Raw genomic sequence first — 23703 nt, 5'->3', positions numbered from 1 at the left:
GGCGGCCGCGGGTCAGGCGCGGGGCTTCAGGCCCAGCCGGGCGCGCGCCCGGTCGGGGGTGGCGACCGTGGCACCGAGCAACTCGGTGATCTGGACGGCGCGTTCGACGAGCTGTCCGTTGGTGGCCTTGACGCCCTTGCTGAGGTACAGGTTGTCCTCCAGGCCCACCCGCACATGCCCGCCGAGGAGGATCGACTGGGCGACCCACGGCATCTGCATCCGGCCGAGCGCAAAGCTCGCCCACTGGGCGCCCTCGGGCAGCATGTGCACCATCGACTGCAGTACCCCCGGGTCGGCCGGCGCGCCCCACGGGATGCCCATGCACAGCTGGAAGACGGTCGGGTCGTCCAGTAGCCCCTCGGCCAGCAGCTGCTTGGCGAACCACAGCTGACCGGTGTCGAAGATCTCCAACTCGGGCCGCACACCGAGCTCCTGGATGCGCTGCGCGCCCGCCCGCAGCATGTCGGGGGTGGAGACATAGAGGCTGGAGCCGTCGCCGAAGTTGAGGGAGCCGCAGTCCAGGGTGCAGATGTCGGGCAGCAGTTCCTCGACGTGCGGCAGCCGCTCCAGACCGCTCACCAGGTCCGTACCGGGCAGCTGCCGGAGCGGGGCGTCGGGGTCGATCACCAGGTCGCCGCCCATGCCGGCGGTGAGGTTGATGACGACGTCGGTGCCGGTCTCCTTGATCCGCTCGACCACCTCCGCGTACAGGCGCGGGTCGCGCGACGGATCGCCGGTCTCGGGATCGCGGACATGAATGTGCACCACCGCGGCGCCCGCGGCCGCCGCCTCGACGGCCGACGCGGCGATCTGCTCGGGCGTCACGGGGACGTGCGGGGAGCGGCGGACGGTGTCGCCGGCGCCGGTGAGCGCGCAGGTGATGATGACCTCGTGGTTCACGGGGATCCCTTCGACGGGGGTGGGTGCCTCGGGCTCGGCGGGGAACGGCGGCGTCAGACGGCGGAGGCGGGGGTGAGCTCGCTCTCCACAAAGGCCAGCAGTGCGGCGTGCATGGTGTCGGGGCCGGTGCTGTCCGGAGCGGTGGCGAGCACCTGCGTGGCCAGGCCGTCGATCAGCGCGGTCAGCCGTAGCGCGGTGAACTCCGGATCGACCGTGCGGAAGACGCCCTGGTCGACGCCGCGGCGCACGACCTCGGCGACGGTGGTGCGCCACTGCCGGTAGTAGTGCTCGTGCAGGCGCCCCACGGCGGTGGAGCGGGCGGCCTGGGCCCACAGATCGAGCCAGACCAGCCACTGGCGGCGCTGCTGATCGGTGCGCGGGGTCTGCAGCGCGATCAGATGCAGCAGCTCGGCACGGGCGTCGGGGGCCGCGGCCAGCCCCGCGGCGCGGCGCTCGGTGTCCTCGTCCATGCACCAGCGCACGGCCGCTTCCAGCAGTTCGTCGCGGCCGGGGAAGTGGTAGTGGACGGCGGCCGGGCTGGTACCGCAGGCGGCGGCGATATCGGCGACCCGTACACCGTGGAAACCGTGCTCGGCGATCAGCCGGACGGTCTCGCGCACGATCTGCAGCGGCCGGCCGCCCTCGGGCACGGCGGCCGGCTCACGGCCGGGCGGCGCAGCGGGCCGCTCCGGGGCGCCGAGCAGCCAGCCGGTGTCCACCGTGCCGATATCGGCGATACGCACGATCTCGGCCAGTGTGAAGCGCCGGGTGCCCCCCAGTGACCTGGACAGTTTCGAGGGATCCATCACGATCCGGCGGGCGAACTCGCGATGGCTGCAGCCGAGCCGGCCGATCACCTGCCGGACCCGGTCGGTGACCTCTCCGGCGTCGTCGGCGACCCGGTCTCCGGGGGTGTCCTTCATGGTCCGGGACCGTAACAGCGTGTTGAGAACATCGCAACGGTCGGGGGAGGGGATGGAGGTGCATGGGCCTGATATCGCTGGGTTCAGGACGCGGTGATGAGGGGAATCTGAGAGAGGAGTCAGTGAAGTGGCGGCGGTGGCCGCGGCGGGACCGGGCAAAGGGGCTGGAGACGCCGCAATCCGGGTGCATGTGGCAAAGTGACGACATGGCTGACCGGGGAGCGAAGCGGCCCACCGTGTCGGTGCCGGACGACTGGCCCGCCCACCCGGACCTGACCCTGGCCCTCAACGGCATGGGCGGCTTCGACTGGGACCTCGACAGCGGGCTGATGCACATGGACCCGCCCGCCCTCGAGGTGTTCGACATGCTCCCGGCGGAGTACGACGACCGTCCGGCCACGCTCAACTGCCGCGTCCCGCCCCATGAGGCGGCCCGCCTGGACGCCCTGGTCGCCCGTGCGCTCAAGGACGGCAGTCATTCCTACGGCGCCTACTTCCGGGTACGGCTGCGCAACGGTGAGCTGCGCTGGACCCACTCCCAGGGCAGCATCCGCCGCGACGGCACCGGCAGGCCCCGCCGCATCATCGGGGTGGTCCGCGACGCCAGCCACGAATACACCCACGCGGCGGAGCGGCTCGCCGTCGATGAGGAGCGCCGGCGGCACACAAGCGTCGTCGAGCGCACCACCGCCGCCCTGGCGCACGCCAGAACGGTCGGTGAAGTGATCGCGGTGCTCGCCGATGAGCAGGGGCTGAGCCGGCTGGGCGCGGAGAACGTGATTCTGGGCCTCGTCGAGGCGGGACGCATCCGGCTGATCTCCGAGGGCAAGGCGGGCAGCTTTGTACCCGACCTCGAATACACGCGGGTGGGGGACGAATTCCCGATGAGTGAAGTCGTCCGCACCCTCACCCCGCGCTATGTGTGCAGCCGCGCGGAATTCCGGCACAAATACCCCCGGCTGTGGCCGGCCATCGAGCCGCTGAACGTCAACTCCGCCGCATATCTGCCACTGATCGCGCAGGGCCGCCCGATCGGTGTGATCGGTCTGTTCTTCGAGCGGGAGAGCGACTTCCGCGACCAGGAGCGCAACGTCCTGGTCGCGCTCGGCAGCAGCATCGCGCAGAGCCTGGCCCGCGCCATGCTCTACGACCAGGAGCACGATCTCGCCGCCGGCCTCCAGCAGGCCATGCTGCCGCGCCGGATCCCCGGCATCCCCGGCGCCCAGATCGCCGTCCGCTATCGCTCCGCCCGGATGGGCCGGGACATCGGCGGCGACTGGTACGACGTGATCCCGCTGCCCGACGGCCGGGTCGCCGCCGTCATCGGCGACGTCCAGGGCCATGACACCCAGGCAGCGGCGCTGATGGGCCAGCTGCGGATCGTGCTGCGCGCCTACGCCGCCGAAGGGCATGCCCCCGCCACCGTCATGGGCCGCGCCTCCGCCTTCCTCAACGAGCTGGACACCGACCGCTTCGCCACCTGCACCTACGTCGACGCCGATCTGAGCACCGGCTCGGCCCGGATCGTCCGGGCCGGCCATATCGACCCGCTGCTGCGGCACGCCGAGGGCATCTGCCGCCGGCTGCCGGTGGCCGGCGGGCTGCCGCTCGGGATCTCCTCCGAATTCCGGCGGCTCGACTACCCGGTCACCACCGTCCAGCTCGCCCCCGGCGACACCCTGCTGCTGTGCACCGACGGCATCGTCGAACAGCCCGGCACCGACCTCGACGTAGGGATGCGGGAGCTGGCCCGCGAGGTCCGCGACGGTCCCCAGGACGTCCAGCAACTCGCCGACCGCCTCTGTGAGTTGGCGGGCGACCGGACCGGCGAGGACGATATGGCGCTGCTGCTGCTGCGCCGGCTGGGCGTCCCGGAGCACGACATCGTGGGACGGTTCCGCCAGCACATCGCGCCCGCCGACCCCGAAGGCCTCTCCGCCGCCCGGCACATGATCCGGGCCGCGGTACGCGCCTGGGGCGCGGCGGACCGCGCCGAGGAGATCGAACTGGTCGCCGACGAGCTGATCACCAATGCGCTGCTGCACACCGACGGCGAGGCCGTGGTCAACATCCGTATGCCGCACAGCGTCGGGCGGCTGCTGCGGCTGGAGGTCGAGGACCACTCCAGCAGCCTGCCGCGACGCCGCGAGCCCGGTGAGGCCGGCGTCTCCGGCCGCGGCCTGCTCCTCGTGGACCGCCTGGCGGATGTCTGGGGTGTGGAACCGCGCGGCAGCGGAAAGTGCGTATGGTGCGAGTTCAACTGCTCCTGACCGGACGGCGCCGAGCCGTGCCGGCACGGGCGATCAGCGGGCACGGGTGCCGGGGCATCGGCACGGTCGAGTGAGGACGGCTCTATGGGAACGCGGGCTGCGGAACAGCGCGAGGAAGCCCGCCGGTCGGCGGCGCGGCTGGAGGCGGAAGGCGTCCGCAACGTGGCGCTGACCTGGGTGGACAACGCCGGCGTCACCCGCGTCAAGACCATTCCGGCCCAGCGGCTCACGGCTGCCGCGGAGCGCGGCGTCGGAATGTCGCCCGTCTTCGACGTCTTCACCTCCGACGACAGCATCACCGAATCCGAGCACCTCGGCGGGCCCGACGGGGACCTGCGGCTCTTCCCCGACCTGGACCGCGTCACCGTACTCGCCGCACAGCCCGGCTGGGCCTGGGCGCCGGTGGACCGCTACGACCAGCTCGGCCGGCCGCACCCCGCCTGCCAGCGGCAGTTCGCCCGGCGGATGGTGGAGCGGGCCGGCGCGGCCGGGCTGGAGCTGCGGATGGGCTTCGAAACCGAATGGGTGGTCACCCGCGCCCCCGACGCACACCAACCGGCCGGAACCGGCCCGGACGAGGCGCTCGACTACCCCTGCGCGGGCCCCGCGTACGGCATGACCCGGGTCGTCGAACTCTCCGACTACCTCCGCGATGTCACCGAGGCGCTGTCCGTCCAGGGCATCGACGTCCTCCAGCTCCACCCCGAGTACGCCCCGGGCCAGTTCGAGGTCACCACCGCCGCGGGCGACCCCGTCCGCGCCGCCGACGATGTGGTGCTGGTCCGCGAGACCGTCCGCGCCGTCTCCGCCCGGCACGGACTGCGTGCCTCCTTCGCCCCGTCGGTCGTCGCCGGACAGGTCGGCAACGGCTGCCACCTCCACGTCGGCCTCTACCGCGACGGGGTGAGCCTGCACCGCACCCCCGACGCCCGCTGGGGCCTGGCGCCGGACGCCGTGGCCTTCCTCGGCGGCATCCTCAACACCCTGCCCGCCCTGCTCGCCATCGGCTGCCCCTCACCCGCCAGCTATCTGCGGCTGCAGCCCTCCCGCTGGGCCGGTATCTACCAGTGCTGGGGCGTGGAGAACCGGGAGGCGGCGCTGCGCCTGATCACCGGCGCCCCCGACGACCCGGACGGCGGCCACGCCGAGGTCAAGTCCTTCGACGCCGCGGCCAACCCGTATCTCGCGGTCGGCGCGGTGCTCGCCGCGGGACTGCACGGCATCGAGTCCGCGGCGCAGCTGCCGGCACCGCAGACCGGCGACCCGGGCATCCTCGGCGTCCGCGAACGCGCCCGGCGCGGCATCGTACGGCTGCCCGCCACCCTCACCGAGGCGGCCGACCAGCTGGAGAAGTCCGCCCCGCTGTACGAGGCGATGGGCGAGGTGCTGCACGGCGCGGTGCTCGCGGTCCGGCGCGCGGAGGAGGCCCGGTTCGCCGACAGTGAGGCCGAAGAGATCGCCGCCGCCACCCGCTGGCGCTGGTGAGGCCGGCGGACGTCCCGGGGGCGGCGGCCACTTCCTGGACACCGGACTGCCCGACGATCCGACGATCCGACGGACCCGCCGGGACGGCCGGGTCGCACGACGACGACGGCTGGTCGGGCGGCCGGAGTGCCTCTTCCGGTTCCGGTTCCGGGTCCCCACGGTGCCCCCATCGCATGCTTTACTGCCGCGTGCCCTCTACAACGACCTCCGAAAAGGGCGAAATACCCCTGCGCTCCCGGATATTCGCCGATCTGACGCCGCTGCGCACCTCCCTGGACTACCGCCGCCTCTGGTGTGGCAACACCATCTCCTGGATGGGCCAGCAGATGACCGCGCTCGCGGTCTCCCTGCAGGTCTACGACCTCACCCACTCCACCTTCTCGGTCGGCCTGGTGGGCCTGTGCTCACTGGCCCCGCTGGTCGTCTTCGGGCTCTACGGCGGTGCCATCGCCGACACCGTCGACCGCCGCAAACTGGGCCTCTACAGCGCTCTGGGTGCGACGGCGATGTCCCTGGCCCTGGCCACCGCCGCGCTGGCCGGATACCACCGGGTCTGGCTGCTCTACACCGTCGTCGCCTGCCAGGCCGTCTGCTTCGCGATGAACTCACCGGCCCGCAGCTCGATGATCCCGCGGCTGCTGCCCACCGAGCAGTTGCCGGCCGCCAATGCCCTCAACTCCCTGACCAGCAACCTCGGTCTGATGGGCGGGCCGATGCTGGGCGGGGTCATCGTGGGCCTGTGGGGCTATCAGACCGCGTATCTGATCGATGTGGCGGCCTTCAGCGGCTCGCTGTACGCGATGTGGCGGCTGCCGTCCATGCGGCCCGACCAGGGGGAGGGGCCGCGGCGCCGGGCCTCCGTACTGGACGGCCTGCGCTTCCTCGCCACCCGTCCGAATCTGCGGATGACGTTCTTCTCCGACCTGGCGGCGATGGTGCTCGCCCAGCCGCGCGCACTGTTCCCGGCGGTGGCGGTGCTCTGGTTCGGCGGGGACGCCAAGACCGTCGGCCTGCTGGTCGCGGCGCCCGCGGTGGGCGCCGTACTGGGCGGACTGTTCTCCGGCTGGCTCGGCGGGATCCGCCGGCACGGCCTCGCCATCCTCATCGCGGTGGCCTCCTGGGGCGCGGCCATTGCCTGCTTCGGGTTCTCCCGGCAGTTGTGGCTGGGGCTGTTCTTCCTGGCCGTGGCCGGCTGCGCGGACACCGTCTCGATGGTGTTCCGCAGCACCATGCTGCAGGCCGCGACGCCGGACGAGATGCGCGGCCGGCTCCAGGGCGTCTTCATCGTCGTGGTCGCCGGCGGCCCGCGGCTCGGCGACTTCCTCGCCGGCTCGGCGGCCGATCTGACCTCCCCGGCCACCGCGGTGATCGGCGGCGGCCTGGCCTGCGTCCTGGCCGTGACCGCCCTCGGCCTCGGCCGCCGCGCCTTCGCCCGCTACGACGCCCGCGATCCACAGCCGTGAGGGTGGGGGCTATTCCCGTGCCTCCGGTGGCTCACGGGTGTGAGGGCGGGGGCTGTTCCCGCGCCTCCGGTGGCCCGACCCGGACGCCGCCCGGTCCGGCACCCCGCTCGGCGGCAAAGCGCCCTCGGCGGCGAAGCCCCCTCGGCGGCCGACCCGCCCTCTGGCTGCCGCTTCCGCACCCGCTGCCCGCTCGCGACGGGACGGTGCGCGACCACCGAGCCGCCGCCGGCCGGGCCGGAGACGGCGGGCCACCGGGTGACCTGCCACTTCCCGCTCACCGCGGCGCCGCTCAGTAGCGGGTGAGCGCGGTCGGCCCGGACGCGGTGCCGAGGGCGATATGCGGATGTGCGGACGGCCGCACCCAGGACAGGATCCGCGCCATTGCCCCGGCCGGTACGGACACACAGCCGGCCGTGGCGCCCCTCCCGTGGACATGGAGGAAGATCCCGGCGCCGCGGCCGCGCACCGGACGGTGGTAGTTGAAGCCGATGACCAGGGCCCGGCTGTACTGCGTCGGATAGGCGGCCAGGTGCTCGGACTCAGCGGCCGCGCAGTCCGGGGGCCGGGGGTCCACCCAGCGGTTGTACGAGGCGGAGGCGTTGTCCTCGCACCACCAGGAGTGCGTGCCGACCCTGCGGTAGGGAGTTGCGGTGCCGGGCGGTGCCGGTGCGGTACCGAAGCCGAACGGCAGGTCGTACAGCCCGGTCGGGGTGGTCGCGGTGCCCTGTACCCGGCTGCGGCCCTCGGCCAGGCCGCCGGACCCGAACCGGGCAGGCGCCGAACCCACTTGTCGCCAGCGGCCGTTGTGCCGCTGCCACCACCGCACGGTCCCGGTGGTGGCGCCGGTGGTGTGCGCACGGGCGGTGATGAGCTGGGTGCCGCCCCCGGTGTCGGCCATGGTGGCGGGGAGGGGGACGTGCGGGGCGGGGGAGACGGCGGGCGGTGTGGCTGCCCGGCCGGGGGCGGCAGACGCGCCCAGCGCCACCGCGGCCGCTGACAGCAGTGCCACGGCCCTGGCTCCGAGCCGGGTGCGGGCCGTCGCCGGGTGCGTCGTCGTCCTGGTCCGGGGCATGGGCATGACCGCACGGTAGAGCGTGACCGGCGTGCCCGGCGCCGCCCGATCGGGTCACATACGCCGGGCCCGGCCCCCGCGCAACCCGTCCGCGGCAATCCGCCGTGCGCCGGGGCCATGGACGGGCGAAACTCGGGTACGGGGGCTCATATGCCACTAGCCGTCTCATTCTGGAGGCCCGCAGTGCAGCGGCAACCGCATACGTGCAGTGAGCGCACGCTCGACCGCGACCCGGAGCCGGGGGGCCCACCGCCGAACCCCGTCCCGGACCCGCTCCCCGGCCCGCCGGTCCCGCCCGCGCCACCTGAACCCATACCGCCGGAACCGTCGCCGATTCCCCGTCCGCCCGGACCCGACCCCGACCCGGTCCCGGAGCCGTCCCCGGCTCCTTCGCCGCTCTCCTAGGAGCCGCCCGGACTTTCGCCCCGTATACCGCGGGTACCACGTCCCCGCACCACCAAGGAGGTGCTGATCATGGCCATCGCCACGGTCAACCCGGCCACCGGCGAGACCCTGAAGACCTTCGACGCGCTCAACGCGGGCGAGATCGAAGATCATCTGGTCCGGGCGGAGCAGGCCTTCCAGGAGCACCGCACCACGAGCTTCGCCCGCCGCAGGGAACTGCTGCTCGCGGCCGCCGACCTGCTCGACGCCGACCAGGACGGCATCGCCCGCACCATGACCACCGAGATGGGCAAACCGCTGCCCCAGGCGCGCGCGGAGGCCGCGAAGTGCGCCAAGACCATGCGCTGGTACGCCACCCACGCCGAGGCGCTGCTCGCCGACGAGCACCCCGACCCCGCCGACGCCAGCGACTCCGGCGCGCGGCGCGCCGTGGTGCGCTACCGCCCCCTCGGCACCGTGCTCGCGGTGATGCCCTGGAACTTCCCGCTCTGGCAGGTCGTACGGTTCGCCGCACCCGCCCTGATGGCGGGCAACACCGGGCTGCTCAAGCACGCCTCGAACGTCCCGCAGACCGCGCTCTACATCGAGGAACTCTTCCGCCGCGCCGGCTACCCCGAGGGCTGCTTCCAGACCCTGCTGATCGGGTCCGGGGCCGTCGAGGGCATCCTGCGCGACCCGCGGGTCGCCGCCGCGACCCTGACCGGCAGTGAACCGGCCGGCCGCTCGGTGGCCGCCATCGCCGGCGACGAGGTCAAGAAGACCGTCCTCGAACTCGGCGGCAGCGACCCGTTCGTCGTGCTCCCCTCCGCCGACCTCGACAAGGCGGCCCGCGTCGGGGTGACCGCGCGCGTCCAGAACAACGGGCAGTCGTGCATCGCGGCCAAGCGGTTCATCGTGCACGAGGACGTCTACGACGCCTTCGTCGAGCGGTTCACCGGCCGGATGGCCGCACTGACCGTCGGCGACCCGATGGACGAGGACACCGATGTCGGACCGCTCTCCAGCGAACAGGGCCGCTCCGACCTGGAAGAACTCGTCGATGACGCGGTCCACAAGGGCGCTGTTGCGCTGTGCGGCGGACGGCGCCCGCCGCAGCACCACGCGGGCTGGTTCTATGAGCCGACGGTGCTGTCCGGCATCACCCCCGAGATGCGCATCGACCAGGAGGAGGCGTTCGGGCCGGTCGCCACGCTCTACCGCGTCGCCGACCTGGACGAGGCGGTGCGGGTCGCCAACGACACGCCGTTCGGGCTCAGTTCCAACGCCTGGACCCGGGACCCCGACGAACAGGAGCGCCTCGCCCGCGACCTGCAGGCCGGCGGGGTCTTCTTCAACGGGATGACCGCCTCCCACCCGGGCCTCCCGTTCGGCGGCGCCAAGCGCTCCGGCTACGGACGGGAGCTCTCCGGGCACGGCATGCGGGAGTTCTGCAACATGACGACGCTGTGGTACGGGCCGGAGGACTGAGAACCGCAGCCCGGTACGGGAGTTGGCCCGACGGACGCGCATGCCGGAGCGGGTTTTCGTCGGGGGACGTGAGGGTGTACGTTCCGGTCAGGCCGAGTCGGCCAACGGCCAGGTTGGTCGGCTCGGCCCCTTGTGGACCGGGTGCAGGATGACGTCGCCGGCCCATGGCATCCGGGCCTTCCGCACCACTGACGCACCGTCAATGTCCCTGCCCGGCAGGGAATTCAGTGCGTGATGTCCGTCGTGTCCGGCACCGCGAACTCACACCACAGGGCCTTGCCCGCGCCCCGCGGCTCCGCACCCCATGCGTCGGCGAGGGCCTCGACCAGCATCAGCCCCCGGCCCGACGTGGCGGTCTCGCCGGGGCTGCGCCGCCGCGGCCACCGGCTGGAGCGGTCCTCCACCTCCAGCCGGATCCGGCGCGGGGTGCCGGGCAGCAGCTCCACGGAGACCAGGGCGCCGCTCTCGGTGTGCGTCAGCGCGTTGGCGATCAGCTCGGAGGCGGCGACCTCGATGTTGTGCATGACGGCGCCCGCCCGCCACTGGTCCAGGGTGCGGCGCAGCGCGGAGCGGACCTCCGCGGTGCCCGACGGATCGGCCTGATGGACATGCAGCCGCATCCGCGGGGTGGTGACGCCCCCGGAGCCGGGCAGCCGGTGCAGCAGCAGAAGGGCCATATCGTCCTCGGAGCCGGGATCGGCCCACAGATGGTCCGAGAGCCGGTCGGCGAGCGCCTCCAGGTCCGTGGGCCCGGCGCGGACCGCAGCGGACAGCGCGTCGATGCCTGTGGAGATGTCCTGTCCGGGCTGTTCCACCAGGCCGTCGGTGCACAGCAGCAGCGTCGACCCCGGCTCCAGGAACAGCTGGGTCTCCGGGAAGTGGTCGTGCCCGAAGTGTGTGGCCAGGCCCAGCGGCAGCCCGCCGCGGATCTCGGGCCAGTCGATGTGCCGGGAGCTGTTGCTGATCAGCGGGCCGAGATGGCCGGCCCGCGCGAGGTGCAGCGCCCCGGATTCCAGGTCGGCCTGGATGTACGTACACGTCGCGAAGCGCTCGGTGTCCAGCTCGGCCAGAAAGCGCGAGGCCCGCACCAGCACGGTCTCCGGGGAGTGCCCCTCGCTGGCGTAGGCGCGCAGGGCGATGCGCAGCTGGCCCATCACGGCGGCTGCATGGGTGTCGTGCCCCTGCACATCGCCCACCACCAGCCCGGTCCGCCCCTGGGGCAGCGCGATCACGTCGTACCAGTCGCCGCCGATGTCCCGCCCGACGCTCGCCGGGTGATAGCGGACGGTGACCGCGCCACCGGTGAGGGGCGGGAGCCGGCGCGGCAGCATCGTCGCCTGCAGCCCCGTCGCGAACTCCCGCTCCTGGTCGAAGAGGGTCGCCCGCTGCACCGACTGCGCGACGACACCGGCCAGCGCCAGCGCCAGGTTCCTGGCCTCCGGTGACTGCACCGCCGGCTCGGCGTTGAACAGCCCCAGCGCACCGATGACGGTGTCCTGGGCGACCAGCGGCAGAAATGCCGCGCTGCCCGTCGGCAGCACCTCGGTGTACGGGCGCAGCCGCGGATAGCGCGCGATGAGTTCGCCGCGGCTGCCGAGGAAGATGGGCCGCCGCGAGCGCGCCGCGTCGGCCAGCGGCAGGGTGTCGTCCAGCCGGGAGGTCATCATGTCGTCGGGCACCTCGCCCCCCATCCCGGCGGTGGCGATGACCTCGAACTGATCGTTCTCCACCAGCCCCAGGACCAGGCCGTCCGCACCGAACCGCCGCGCGCCGCCGGCCCCGGTGAGCACCCGGGTCACGTCCTTGACGGACAGTGCGCGGGCCAGTGCGGCGGTGGTCTGCTGCACCATCACGGTCTGCCGCTGCCGCTCCTGCTGGAGCGAGCGCAGCAGCGCGGAGTCCGCCAGCTCGCTGGTCGCCTCCCGGACGATGCCGATGATCCGGTACGGCTTCCCGTCCGCGTTGTGCAGAATCCGCCCCTGGGAGTGCGTCCAGCGCTGGGTCCCGTCGCGGCACTGGACCCGGAAGTACGCGCCGTAGGACGAGTGGCCGTCCTGCAGGGCCTGGGACAGCGCCTCGTCCAGCCGCAGGCCCTCCTCCGGCGGCACCCGCGTGACCAGGGACATCGGCGCGCCGTCGTATTCGTCCGGGCGGAGGTCGAAGACCTCCATGGCACCGGGGTCCAGGTCCATGGAGCCGCGGTCCAGATCCCAGTCGAAGGTGCCCATCCGGTTGAGCGAGAGCCGCTCGCGCAGTCCGATGGGCTCATGGTGCGACACCCCGGGGGTGTCCTCCGCGACGAGGCGCCACTCCCGGTCGGCCCGCGGGTCGTAGTCCTTGCCGGACGGTTCCAGGGACGGGCCGGTCATGGGGTGCCGCGCCTCGTGCCCCGGCCGCGCGGGAGGTGCGGACCCGCTCCTCGCGGGTAGCGGCGCATCGGGACGGCGGCCGGCGACGCCACGCCGAGCACACCTCGCGCCCTCGGTCGCGGGCCGTTGACCGGGGCCGATATCCACCGGAACGCGGCCATGCGAACACCCTAGGCGTGGGTCGCAGGCCCCGCATGTCCGGTGCCGCCGGATGACCACGGCGGTGGGGACACCGTCCGTACCCGTGGCCAGGGCTTCCAGGCGCCGGTTCAGCTCAGGTGACGTGCCACCACGCCAGGAACGTACAAGAAGGCGTGACGGGGCGGTTGGCAGTCTCAGCGCATGACGACCGACAACACCTCCGTACGATTCGACACCAAGATCGCCGTTCTGCTGCGCGAGGATCTGGCGCCCTGGCAGCGGCTGAATGTGACCGCGTTCCTGGTCAGCGGTCTTGGCTCAACGCTCCCCGAAGTCATCGGCGAACCGTACGCCGACGCCGACGGCACCCCGTATCTGCCCATGTTCCGCCAGCCCGTCCTGGTCCTCGAAGGGACGAAGGAGACACTGACCGCCGCGCACGGCCGCGCCTTGTCCCGCTCGCTTCCCCGGTCGGTGTTCACCTCCGACCTCTTCGCCACCGGCAACGACCAGGACAACCGCGCGGCGGTGCGGGCGGTGCCGAAGGACCAGTTGGATCTGGTGGGTCTCGCCGTGTACGGGCCGCGCAACGCGGTCGACAAGGTGCTCAAGGGCGCCCGCATGCACCCCTGAGCACCACCGACGGCCTGGTGTTCGACCACATGGCCTGGCTGGGCCGGGTCGATCCGCGGTGGACCACCGTGTTCTGCGACAGCCGGTAGTCAGCCGCCGGACCGGTCCGTCAGCCGCATACGCGACACCTCCACAAGCGCGTCCACCGGTCCGTGGTGCTCAGGTCTTGGCGGGCGGCAGGAGGCGGGAGCAGGTGGAGCGGGCGACGAAGGCGATGCCGTCGTAGTCCTCGGCCGGCACGAGCGGCGCCACGTGGAAGCGGTAGACGAACCGTGGCACGTGGGCACCGAAGCTGCGCTGCAGGTGCGGGGCGCGCAGCCACTGCGCGGATTCTGATGGCGGGCCGGCGGCGCGCAGGTCGGCGTAGTAGTCGCCGGGGACGGCGCCCGCGAGCCGTGCTTCGACGGACCGGATTCCCGTGCCGATCCGGTGCCGGCGCGGCGGGCCCTGCAGGTCGGCGCCGCGGCGGGCGAGGAAGGAGCCCTTGCCGAAGAGCAGGGCCAGCGCGTAGTAGCCGTCGCCGTAGCGCTCCCGGAGTCTGCTGCCGAGCGCGGGCACGCCGTCGCCGTACGTGCCCTTCGCGATGTGTCCGTTGTGGGCCCAGACGATGACGCGCGCCTGGGGGTTGTCGTCGACCAGCCGCGCCACGGCGTCGGCCATGTAGCGGTCACGGGCGGCGAACACGCTGCTCTCGCCGGAGCGCAGGCCGGGGGAGCGGGTCACCAGATCGGCGGCGCGGGTGAGGATGCGCGCATGTTCCAGGGCCTCGTCCGCGGTATCCACCGTGGTGTGCCGGGCGAACTCCTCCCGGTGGTCCTCCAGGAAGCCGGCGAGTGCCTCGGCGCGGCGCAGGAGGGCCTGTTCCGGGTCGGGCTGAGAAGCGGGGCGGGCCTGCGCCAGCACCTCCAGTTCTCGCACGTTCTCCGCCTGCTCGGGCGCCACTTGGCGCAGGAAGGCGGCGACCGCTTCGACCGAGTCGGCGCAGCGCTGGGGATCCGTGCCGACGAAGCGCACCCGCCGGCCTTCGGGGAGGCCGCGGTTGTGGGCGCGCAGCCACTCGACGAGGTCGAGCATCTCCTCAGTGCGCCAGGTCCAGAACCCCAGGCGGGTGATGAGGCGCGCGGGGTCCCCGGTGCCGTGCCGTACGTACGCGTCGAGGGCGCGGGCGGCGGAAGCGCTGGCCTCCAGGGCGAAGGTGGTGAAGCCCGCCTCGCGCACCAGGAACTCCACGATCCGGTGCTTCAGCCGGAAGAACTCCCGGGTGCCATGGGGGGATTCGCCCAGACCGACGATCCGCACATCCCGCAGGGCGTCGCTGAGCGGTTCGAGGTCCTGAGGGGGAGCGCCCGGTGTCAGCGTGCCGAGCGGTCTGGCGTGCTCGGTCAGCCAGCGAGCGATGTCGTCGGGCACTGTGGTGCGTCTCCTTCTTGGGTGCGGCCGGGCGGCGCCTCGGCGCGCCCGTGCTCCCGCACTTGATCGTGTGTCTGCTCCTGCTCCTGCTCCTGCTCCCGGCACACGGCACGCGGCACGCGGCGAGGATGTCCTGGAGTTCTTGCACGAAGTCCGGGTGTCTCGAAGTCCGGGTGTCCCTGAAGGACTTCGAGGACGTGTGCATCGCGCGGGCGTGACTCCCACCACGGTCACCCCGCTCACGGAGGCCGCGCCGTCCTCCCTCCTGGAGGCCGTGGCCGGCCGGCTGACCGCAGAGGGCGCCCGCCCTCAGGAAGCGTTCGGAGCTCCCGGCCGCCGCAGGCTTTCGAGCGTGGTGAGCCACTGAGCGACAACGGTGTCGATGAACTCGTCGGTCACATGGCTGCGGTCGAGGAAGAGCCGGGCGAGGACCGGCCCGTAGAGCAGGGTGTACTCGGGGGCGTCGATCTGGACGCCTGAGGGTTCCAGCAGTTTGTTCAGGGCCGCCCGGCGGTCCTGGCCGATGCGCTCCAGGGCCTGGGCGCTGTCGGGGTCGTGGTCGGCTTGGGCGGTGACGGCCAGTACTGCGGTGCGGATGGCCGGTTCGCTGATGCCGTCGCGCAGGCTCTTGAGCCAGTCGGTGGCGACGGTGCGTACATCGCCGCCCGGCTTGGGGTAGTTGCCGAGGTCGGGGCCTTCCAGGATCAGGTCGAAGAGCAGCGCGGCCCGGTTGGGCCAGTGGCGGTAGAGGGTCTGGCGGGTGACCTCGGCGCGCTCGGCCAGCAGTGCGTACGTCAGCCCGGTCGGTCCGACCTGGGGCAGCAGTTCACGTGCGACGGTCAGGACGCGATTGCGGGTGCGCTGGACGCGTGGGTTGCTCGGAGTCGGCCGGCGGCGATGGAGGGGCTGCTGCATGGACCCATCCTACCCATGAATCATACGGTTCGTGTGATTTTGGCCACCACTTGAATCATCCAGTGCGTGTGATACAAAGAAATCACACGCACTGGATGATTCGTGGTGTGTGCGGTTCTCTCTCCCCAGGAAGTGCTCGATGTCCACTGCAATCACCTTCTCCGAGTACGGCGGGCCCGAGGTCCTCGCCCTGTCCCAGGTCGCCACCCCCGAACCGGGCCCGGGCCAGGTCCGCATCCGCGTGCGGGCGACCGCCGTCAACCCCATCGACCTGCGGATTCGCGCCGGGTTGATGCAGGGCGTCTTCCCGGTCGCCTTCCCGATGGTCCCGGGCTGGGACGTGGCCGGTGTCGTCGACAAGGCCGGCGACGGCGCCACCGCCTCGCTGGGCGACGAGGTCTTCGGCGTCGCCACGGCCGGCGGCTACAGCCAGTACGCCTTGCTCGACCGGCCCGTCGCCAAGCCCGCGGAGGTGTCGTTCGAGACCGCGGCCGCGATGGTCACGGTCGGCGAGGCCGCCTGCCGGGCGATCGAGCACCTCGGTGTGCAGCCGGGGCAGACGCTGCTCGTCCACGGCGCCGGCGGCAGCGTGGGCGGTATCGCCGTGCAGGTGGCCGCCGCCCGCGGCATCACCGTGCTCGGCACTGCCGCCGAGCAGGACATCGAGCGCGTCAACGGCATCGGTGCTCACGCCGTGCTGTACGGCGAGGGCTGGGCGGAGCGGGTCAAGGCCGCCGCCCCGGACGGTGTGGACTCCGTGTTCGACACCTCAGGTGCGGGTGTACTCGCCGACTCCGTAGCCCTCGTCGGCGATGCGGGCAAGGTCGTCACCATCGCCGACCCGTCCTTCGCCCGGCACGGCGTGCGGTTCACCGGCATGGACCCGGCCGACCGCTTCCCCGAAGCTCTGCCGCAGCTGGCCGGCCTGATCGCCGCCGGCCAGCTCGACGTTCCGGTGTGGCGCGCCTACCCGCTCGCCGAGGCCGCCCAGGCCCACACCGACCTCGAAGCCCGCCGCAACCAGGGCAAGGTCGTCCTCCTGCCCTGACCCGAGCCCATCGGGTGAGGCGTCGGCGGCGAGGCGGCCGCCAGGGCCACCGCGGCCGCCAGTGCCGTCACGGTCGCCAGGGCCACCGCGGTCGCCAGGGCCGTCACGGTCACCACGCCGCCCCACGCCCATCACGGCCCCCACGCCGTCCCCCAGTCCCCACGCCCCCCACAGGCGCCCGCCGCCCGGTCGAACCCCGCTGCCCCGGGGCTCCGCACCCGCGCTGCGTGCCCGGAGTCCCGCACACCGGGCCGGCCACATGCCATCCGGCGGGCGGCCCGAGGCGTGCGCACTCGATCGGGACAAGGGCCTCCTTCCGGGCGCGTTCCACACCCACAGGCGCTGCTGGAAGCAGTCGCCTGAGGCAACCCACGACCGCTACCGCCTGACAGCAAACCACCGAGAGGAAATGACATGAAGGCCGCTCAGATCACCGGCTTCGGCGCACCAGATGTCCTGCAGGTCAATGACGTTGACCGCCCCGACCCCGGTGCGGGTGAGGTCCTGGTGTCGGTCGAGGCGTCGAGCGTGAACGGACTCGACACGATCGTTCGCGCAGGGGGCCTGCGCATCGTGACCGGAGGCCGGTTCCCGATAGGTGTGGGACTGGACTTCGCCGGTGTCGTCGCCGCAACCGGCCCCGACGTCCAGCAGTACCAGGTGGGAGACCGGGTGTGGGGCTCGGTGAAACCGCTCAAGCGGCTCACCGCCGGTGCAGCTGCCGAATATGTCGTGGTCCCCGCGGACCGCATCGGGCCCGCACCGGCAGGCATCTCGCCGGTGGAGGCAGCCTCCCTGGTCGTCGCCGGAACGACAGCGCTGATCGCGCTGCGGGACACGTTGCAGCTCACGAGCGGTGAACGCCTCCTGGTGCGTGGCGCAGCCGGCGGAGTCGGGACGGCCGCCGTGCAACTCGCCCACGCGATGGGCGGGCACGTCACCGCGCTGTCCCGCGGCGGCCATGCCGGGGCGCTGCGTGAGCTGGGAGCTGACGAGGTCTTCGACTACGGCACCACAACGCCGGATCAGATCGGGCCCTTCGATGTCATCCTGGACACCGTCGGCACGGAACTGAATGGCTACCGGCGCCGCCTGACCCGCGCAGGCAGGATGGCCACCATCGCGCTGTCGGCCTCCTCCATGGCCGCGATCGCCGCGTCGAGCGTGCACGGCGCCCGCCGCATCCGCACCTTGAGCGCCAACCCCGACACCGTCCTGCTGCGTGCCCTGGCCGATCACGTGACCTCTGGTGGACTGTGGCCCGTCATCGACAGCGTGTATCCGCTGGCGGACATCGCCGCGGCGCATCAGGCCTTCGAGCGCGGCGGTGTGGTGGGCAAGCAGGTGGTGACGGTGTCCGGGGAGTAGGTAGCGGAGCAGGCTCTGTAACGGGCTATGGCTCGTCGGCAGTGCCTCGGCAGAAGTCCTGCGCGCGCGGCAAGCCGGGGATGAGGGGGACGGCGGCCCGGGACGGCAGGCAGCCCCACCGGCGGTGGGCTGTCCGGCACGTCGCCGTCGGCCTGGCCTCTCCGTCGCCGTCGCCGTTGCCGTCGGCCTGACCTGGCCCGTCGCCGTCGGCCTGGCCTCGGTGGCCGTGGCGCTGGTCGGCTCGTCCCACCGCGGACGGATTCCTCCGCGTCCGTGGCAGATGTGGCAGATGTGGCAGATGAAGGGCCAGGCAAAGGCGCACATAAAGGTGCACACAGTAGATACAATCGAATAACTGCACGTAAAGAGGTGCAATTCGTGAGCAGAGGATTCATCGAGGCCGATTACGCGAGCGACGAGACCGGCCCCGAGGGCATAAGGGTTGACCGCGTGGAACAGGCCGAGGCGTTCGACGCGATCGGCGACCGCTATGACGAGGCGTTCCCCTACAAGAAGGGGCAGCTCGCCGCCGCCGAGTGGGTGATCAGGTCGCTGCCCGCCGGATCCCCTGTGCTGGACCTGGGCTGTGGAACCGGCCTCCCGACCGCCCGGCAGATGGTGGAGGCGGGGTTCGAGGTGGTCGGCGTCGACCTGTCCCGCGGGATGGTGGAGCTCGCCCGGGAGTATGTGCCCGGTGCCACGTTCCACCGGCTGGACATCGCCGACCTGGGGCCCGACGGCCCCCACGACCTGGGGCGTTTCGATGCGGTCGTGGCCTTTTTCTCCCTGCTGATGCTGCCGCGCGCCGAGATCCCCGGCGCGCTGCGGACGGTCCATGACCTGCTGGTTCCCGGTGGCCTGTTCAGCCTCTCGATGGTGGAGGCCGACGTGGACTACTTCAAGATCCCGTTTCTCGGCAACGCCATCCGGGTGTCCGGCTACCTGCGGGAGGACTTGCGCAAGGTCATCGAGGAGGCGGACTTCGAGGTCGTCGAGGAATTCTCGTACACCTACGCCCCGGAGATCTCGGACGTGCCGCCCGAGGAACAGCTGTTTCTCAACTGCACGCGACGCGGCTGAGGCCGCCCCGCGAGGCCCCCGGCACCCAGCGGACGGGCGAGACGAGTGATGGATCCCCGCACCCCCGACCAAGGCCCCGGCAGGTTCCGTGCCGGGGCCGGGGGGCGCCACGCTCCCCAGGACCTGACAGCGACGGCCGCCCCCGCGGACGCACACGCCAACGCGCCGCCCCGGCCGACGCGGCCGCAGCACCCACCGCTCGACCAGGAGCGGCCCCCGCCGCCCCCGCAGCCGGACGACGCACCACCACGGACACCGCCGTCCCGGCCGCCGACTCCCGGAGGCTGCCGTCGCGACGACGTGTCCGATGAACCGCAGGAGAGCCTGCCCCTCCCGGGCTGGGGCACCACCTGCCCCGTACCGACCGTCGCGCGTCCCGCGGAGGCGGCCCGCGACCAGTCCGAGCGTGCCCCCGGGGCGCAGAACGATCGGCTTCGGTTCCTCGACATCGCGACGCGGCGGATCGCCCGCGGCGTCGACCCGGACGAAACGCTGCGAGAACTGCGCCAGGCAGCGATTCCCGCGTTCGCCGACGCGATTCTCGTCCATCTGCGTCACCCGCTGTCGACCGGCGAAGGGCAAGCGGCCGAGCCTCTTGTCCTGCGACTGCACAGCCTCGCCGAGGGGCCGGAGGATTCAGCCACCGCGGCGCCTCCGGGGGCCGCCGAGCCGAGGCAACTGACGGTCACCGGCCGGTTCGTCGAGCTTCTGCTGGCCCGGCAGCCCGTGCTCGGTGACGCCCCGGAGATCGCGCCCGCGGTGGCCGAGCTGCTGGAGCCGGCGGCGAGCCTGCCGACGACACCGGCACCGGGCCGACGGCTGATCATCGCCCCGCTGTACGGCCGCCGTCACCTCATGGGAACCGTTGCCCTGGTGCGCGGGCCCGACCGGCTCGCCTTCACGAGCGACGACCTGCTCGTCGCCTCCCAGCTCGCCACGCACGCCGCGTTCGGCATCGACGAGACGATGCGGTACGGGCATGAAGCCTCGGTCGCGGACGCGCTCCAGCTCACGATGCTGCCGGCGTCGCTCCCCGAGACCACGGGCGTCCGGCTGGCGAGCCGGTACCTGCCGGCTGCCGGGACCACCCAGGTGGGCGGGGACTGGTACGACGCGATCCCGCTGCCCGGCAACCGCGTCGCGCTGGTCGTCGGCGACGTGATGGGGCACTCCATCACCTCCGCCGCCATCATGGGACAGCTGCGCACCACCGTGCAGACCCTCGCCAGGCTCGACCTGCCGCCGGAAGAGGTCCTGTATCACCTCGACGAGCAGGCCCAGCGTCTCGGCAGCGAGCACATGGCGACCTGCCTCTACGCCATCTACGACCCGATATCGCAGCGACTGCAGGTGGCCGACGCGGGCCATCCGCCCCCGGTACTGCTGCACGCGGACGGCTCGGCAGAGGTACTTCCGGTCCCGCCCGGCGCGCCGATCGGAGTGGGCGGCATTCCCTTCGAAACCGTGGAAATGCCCGCGCCCACCGGAGCGACACTGCTCCTGTATACCGACGGCCTGGTCGAGACGCGGAACATGGATGTCTGGACCGGAGTGGAGCTGCTGCGCGCCCGCCTCGAAGCTGCTGCCGCCACGCTCGCCTCCCCGCCGCTGGACATACTCTGCGACGCGGTGCTGACCCTCCGGGATCTGGACGCCCGGGGTGACGACGTTGCGCTGATAGCCGCCCGGTTCGACGGTTTTCCGCCGCGCAATGTCGCGTACTGGTTCCTCAGCCCTCAGCCGCAAACGGCCGGCCGGGCGCGGCAGCTGACCCGCAGGGCGCTGCACCGCTGGGGCCTGGGCTCGATGCTCGATGCGACCGAACTCATGGTCAGCGAGGTGGTGACGAACGCGGTGCGCTACGCCTCCCGGCCGATCGCCTTGCGACTGCTGCGCACCGAGGTGCTCCGGTGCGAGGTGGGCGACGATTCGCCGCAGCTGCCCCGGATGCGGCGCGCTCAGGCCGGTGACGAGGGGGGACGTGGCCTGTTCCTGGTCGACCAGCTCGCCCAGCGCTGGGGAGCGACGATGCTGAGCACCGGCAAGGTCGTCTGGTTCGAGCAGCAGATGCCCGAGGAATACCGCCAGCAGGGGCCGGACGCGCTGTAGTTCCCCGTCCGGCCTCAGCAGACGATAGCCACGGCCGACAACCCCGGGCGAGTGTCTGCGTTCCAGCAGCTCACGCTCACGCGGGCCTACTCGCGGTCGCAGAGGGCCCAGGACGAGGTGCCGTGGACGGTGTCGATGGACTGGACGACGCATCCCATGCGGTCGATGGCGGTGAGGACGGCGTGGCGGGCCTGTGCGCTGTCGGCAGGCGGGAAGGCGACGCGGAGCTGGTGCCCGTAGGACGTCTCATAGGTCAGGTGCCAGTCGGCCTCGGTGACGACGAAGTGGTCCTGGCGCTTGCCGTCGTGTTCGTACGAGCCGCGGTCCGCGGTGGGGCCGAGCGCATCGCGCAGGATCCGCAGCCGTTCGGTGTAGGGGAGAGTCCCGCCGTCCAGCCGGAGGTAGAGGTGGTCGCGCTCGACCGCCGCATCGAACCAGGGGGCGAGGTCCGGCTCGGGGTGCAGGAGTTCAGAGGTGATGCGGCTGCTGAGCCACCCGTCGAGAAATGCGGCGACCCCGCAGTCGAAACGTTCGTACTCGTCGTCGCGTGACCAGATGACCACCGGCCATGAGTCGGGCGGACCAACGGTCAGCCAGCACACATGCGTTCCGATGTCGGTCACTGCCCAGGCAAGCAGCCCGCCCGGTTCCGGGAAAAGCGGGTAGGGATACCGCTCGGGCCAGCTATCCCGCAACGGACCGAAGTCCTCCAGGAGGTCCGCCGTGAGCCGGACGGGGTTGTCGTCACCGAAGGGTGTGCACAGGCACAGCGCGTCCCAGAAGTCGCCGCGTCCGTACGTCTCCACGACCTGCTTGAAGTCGTCCGGCAGCGGGGTGCCCAGCATCCGCTCGGCAGCAGTCCAGTTGCCTGATCCGTTCACCGCTTCAACGGGCGGCGGTACCCGTTCCATGATGCGGGCAAGCAGGCCAGCTGAGTCGGTCATGGGCACACTTTAGAACCGGCGGCCGGGGCACGCAGCCGCGCCTGCCTTCCCACTGCGTCGCCTGCCTCCTGCCCGGCATCCGCCCCCGACATCTGCCCCGACGCTCGCTCCGACACTTGCCCCCGTCAACTCCCTTGTCGCGCACTACCCTTGAGGCAGCACGACTGCCTTCGCCGGAGGAAGACACCCCACATGAGATCCAGCAGCGTCCGGCGGGTTCTGACCGGTGTGTCCGGGGCGGTGGTGGCCGTCCTCGTGGCGCTGTGGGCGGCCGGCCCGCCGGCCGGTGTCCCGCAGCAGGTGCAGGTCTACCTCACCACCACCTCCGGCCCCGGGGGCCGGCAGGTCGTGCAGGGGCTGGCGAAGCAGGCCCCGCTCACCTTCGCGCCGGGCGGCGCGGGCGGTATCGCCGTCGACGAGGCGAAGACCTACCAGCGGTTCGCGGGCGGTGGCGCCTCCTTCACTGATACCGCCGCATGGCTGATGAACAGCAGCGGCGCGGTCAGTGACAGTGCCCGCGCCGCCATGATGAGGAAGCTCTTCGACCCCGCCGACGGCATCGGCCTCAGCTTCGTCCGGAACCCCATGGGCGCCTCCGACCTCGCCCGCTTCGGCTACACCTACGACGACCTGCCCGCCGGACGGACCGACCCGGACCTGAAGCACTTCTCCGTCGCGCACGATCTCGCCGGGGTGCTTCCGCTGACCGCCTGGGCCCGCCGGCTCAACCCGGCCGTCACGGTGATGGCCTCGCCCTGGAGCGCGCCTGCCTGGATGAAGGACAACAGGAAGCTCGACCAGGGGCGGCTCCGGGCGAGGTACTACGGCGTCTACGCCCGGTACTTCGTGAAGTACCTCCAGGCGTACCGGGACCGCGGGGTGCCGGTCGACCTTGTCTCCGTCCAGAACGAGCCCACCTGCTGCTCGGGCTATCCGTCCATGCAGTGGAACGGCTCCGGACTCGCCTACTTCACCAAGCACGACCTGCTCCCCGCCCTGCGCAGTGCAGGGCTGTCCACCAAGGTCCTGGCGCATGACTGGAACTGGGACACCTACCGCGACTTCGCCGCGCCCACCGTCGACGACCCCGCCATCCGCCGCCACCCCAACTTCGGCGGCATCTCCTGGCACGGCTACAGCGGTGAGGTCACCCGGCAGACCAGGGTGCACCACCGGTACCCGGGGCTGGCCGCGTACGACACCGAGCACTCCGGTGGCCCGTGGGTCGGCAACCAGCAGCGGGAAGACATGCACAACCTCATCGACTACACCCGCAATTGGGGCCGCAGCTGGGTCAAGTGGTCCCTCGCCGTGGACCAGAACGGCGGCCCGCACCACGGCGGTTGCGGCTCCTGCACCGGACTGGTCACCGTGCACCGCGGCGACGGACGGCACGGCGCGGTCGACTACACCGTCGAGTACTACACGATGGGCCATCTCACCAAGTTCGTGCGGCCCGGTGCCCGCCGCATCGGCTCCACCGCCTCGGCCGCCCTCCCCAACGTCGCATGGCGCAACCCGGACGGTTCCAAGGCCCTGATCATGTACAACGACACCGGACGCACCCGGCGGGCACGTATCAACTGGGGCGGCCAGCACGTCACATACGATCTGCCGGCCGGTGCCGCGGCCACCTTCACCTGGTAGGCCCGAGAGCTCCTCGTGCCCCTCCTGGGGGAGCCCCCGCCGGCCTCCTGTCCC

General features: G+C 72.0%; 18 protein-coding genes. 11 read left to right on the top strand and 7 right to left on the bottom strand.

From position 1 onward, the window contains the following. Positions 1-12: 12 nt before the first annotated feature. Both AB0C46_RS07815 and AB0C46_RS07810 read right to left on the bottom strand, forming a co-directional pair. Positions 13-900, bottom strand: coding sequence for a 3-keto-5-aminohexanoate cleavage protein (locus AB0C46_RS07815; protein WP_362826567.1), 888 nt, complete (start codon positions 898-900; stop codon positions 13-15). Between the two features lie 53 nt (positions 901-953). Beyond that, on the bottom strand, positions 954-1823 hold the full coding sequence (locus tag AB0C46_RS07810) for a TetR/AcrR family transcriptional regulator (protein WP_362826566.1): 870 nt from the start codon (positions 1821-1823) through the stop codon (positions 954-956). Between the two features lie 206 nt (positions 1824-2029). Between AB0C46_RS07810 and AB0C46_RS07805 the strand changes: the two genes are divergently transcribed. From AB0C46_RS07805 to AB0C46_RS07790, 4 genes are all read left to right on the top strand, one after another. After that, complete coding sequence (locus AB0C46_RS07805; protein ID WP_362826565.1) at positions 2030-4093, top strand: SpoIIE family protein phosphatase; 2064 nt, start codon at positions 2030-2032, stop codon at positions 4091-4093. Between the two features lie 84 nt (positions 4094-4177). Next, positions 4178-5578 carry a glutamine synthetase family protein gene (locus AB0C46_RS07800; RefSeq protein ID WP_362826564.1) on the top strand — a complete coding sequence of 467 codons (1401 nt, stop codon included), beginning with the start codon at positions 4178-4180 and terminating at the stop codon, positions 5576-5578. A 173-nt stretch (positions 5579-5751) separates the two neighbouring features. Continuing rightward, positions 5752-7041 carry an MFS transporter gene (locus AB0C46_RS07795; RefSeq protein ID WP_362826563.1) on the top strand — a complete coding sequence of 430 codons (1290 nt, stop codon included), beginning with the start codon at positions 5752-5754 and terminating at the stop codon, positions 7039-7041. 39 nt (positions 7042-7080) lie between these two features. After that, a complete protein-coding gene (locus AB0C46_RS07790) occupies positions 7081-7344 on the top strand; it encodes an oligopeptide/dipeptide ABC transporter ATP-binding protein (protein ID WP_362826562.1) in 264 nt (87 codons plus the stop codon). On the opposite strand, the gene AB0C46_RS07785 is transcribed toward AB0C46_RS07790, so the two are convergent. Next, positions 7331-8113, bottom strand: a complete 783-nt coding sequence (locus AB0C46_RS07785) for a L,D-transpeptidase family protein (RefSeq protein WP_362826999.1) — start codon at positions 8111-8113, stop codon at positions 7331-7333. The genes AB0C46_RS07790 and AB0C46_RS07785 overlap by 14 nt on opposite strands. Before the next feature lie 474 nt (positions 8114-8587). Between AB0C46_RS07785 and AB0C46_RS07780 the strand changes: the two genes are divergently transcribed. After that, positions 8588-9985, top strand: a complete 1398-nt coding sequence (locus AB0C46_RS07780) for an NADP-dependent succinic semialdehyde dehydrogenase (protein WP_362826561.1) — start codon at positions 8588-8590, stop codon at positions 9983-9985. A gap of 224 nt (positions 9986-10209) precedes the next feature. Here the strand turns inward: AB0C46_RS07780 and AB0C46_RS07775 are convergent, their stop codons facing one another. Further along, positions 10210-12354, bottom strand: coding sequence for a SpoIIE family protein phosphatase (locus AB0C46_RS07775; protein ID WP_362826560.1), 2145 nt, complete (start codon positions 12352-12354; stop codon positions 10210-10212). Positions 12355-12696: 342 nt separating this feature from the next. Between AB0C46_RS07775 and AB0C46_RS07770 the strand changes: the two genes are divergently transcribed. Continuing rightward, entirely contained in the window at positions 12697-13128 is a 432-nt protein-coding gene (locus AB0C46_RS07770; protein WP_362826558.1) for a DUF2000 domain-containing protein, read from the top strand. Between the two features lie 159 nt (positions 13129-13287). On the opposite strand, the gene AB0C46_RS07765 is transcribed toward AB0C46_RS07770, so the two are convergent. Further along, the gene (locus tag AB0C46_RS07765) at positions 13288-14538 is read right to left on the bottom strand and encodes an erythromycin esterase family protein (RefSeq protein WP_362826557.1); all 1251 of its coding nucleotides are present in this window, start codon (positions 14536-14538) and stop codon (positions 13288-13290) included. A gap of 309 nt (positions 14539-14847) precedes the next feature. Continuing rightward, a complete protein-coding gene (locus AB0C46_RS07760; RefSeq protein ID WP_362826556.1) occupies positions 14848-15453 on the bottom strand; it encodes a TetR/AcrR family transcriptional regulator in 606 nt (201 codons plus the stop codon). 139 nt (positions 15454-15592) lie between these two features. On the opposite strand from AB0C46_RS07760, the gene AB0C46_RS07755 reads away from it, so the two are divergent. From AB0C46_RS07755 to AB0C46_RS07740, 4 genes are all read left to right on the top strand, one after another. Beyond that, positions 15593-16501 (top strand): NADP-dependent oxidoreductase, encoded by a 909-nt coding sequence (locus AB0C46_RS07755; protein ID WP_362826554.1) that lies wholly within the window; start codon positions 15593-15595, stop codon positions 16499-16501. A 414-nt stretch (positions 16502-16915) separates the two neighbouring features. Further along, positions 16916-17869: an NAD(P)-dependent alcohol dehydrogenase gene (locus tag AB0C46_RS07750; RefSeq protein WP_362826552.1), complete on the top strand. Its 954-nt coding sequence runs from the start codon at positions 16916-16918 to the stop codon at positions 17867-17869. A gap of 378 nt (positions 17870-18247) precedes the next feature. Then, a complete protein-coding gene (locus tag AB0C46_RS07745) occupies positions 18248-18949 on the top strand; it encodes a class I SAM-dependent methyltransferase (RefSeq protein WP_362826551.1) in 702 nt (233 codons plus the stop codon). A gap of 447 nt (positions 18950-19396) precedes the next feature. Continuing rightward, a complete protein-coding gene (locus AB0C46_RS07740) occupies positions 19397-21058 on the top strand; it encodes an ATP-binding SpoIIE family protein phosphatase (RefSeq protein WP_362826998.1) in 1662 nt (553 codons plus the stop codon). An 86-nt stretch (positions 21059-21144) separates the two neighbouring features. Here AB0C46_RS07740 and AB0C46_RS07735 read toward each other — a convergent pair whose 3' ends face one another. Then, positions 21145-22002, bottom strand: coding sequence for an SMI1/KNR4 family protein (locus AB0C46_RS07735; protein WP_362826550.1), 858 nt, complete (start codon positions 22000-22002; stop codon positions 21145-21147). Positions 22003-22194: 192 nt separating this feature from the next. Between AB0C46_RS07735 and AB0C46_RS07730 the strand changes: the two genes are divergently transcribed. After that, the gene (locus AB0C46_RS07730) at positions 22195-23649 is read left to right on the top strand and encodes a glycoside hydrolase family 30 beta sandwich domain-containing protein (RefSeq protein WP_362826548.1); all 1455 of its coding nucleotides are present in this window, start codon (positions 22195-22197) and stop codon (positions 23647-23649) included. Positions 23650-23703 lie beyond the last annotated feature (54 nt).

This window comes from Streptomyces sp. NPDC048637 (genome assembly GCF_040650675.1).
Classification (GTDB): domain Bacteria; phylum Actinomycetota; class Actinomycetes; order Streptomycetales; family Streptomycetaceae; genus Streptomyces.
Note: the sequence above shows the minus strand (reverse complement) of the source record. Positions and strands in the feature narration are given on the sequence as shown.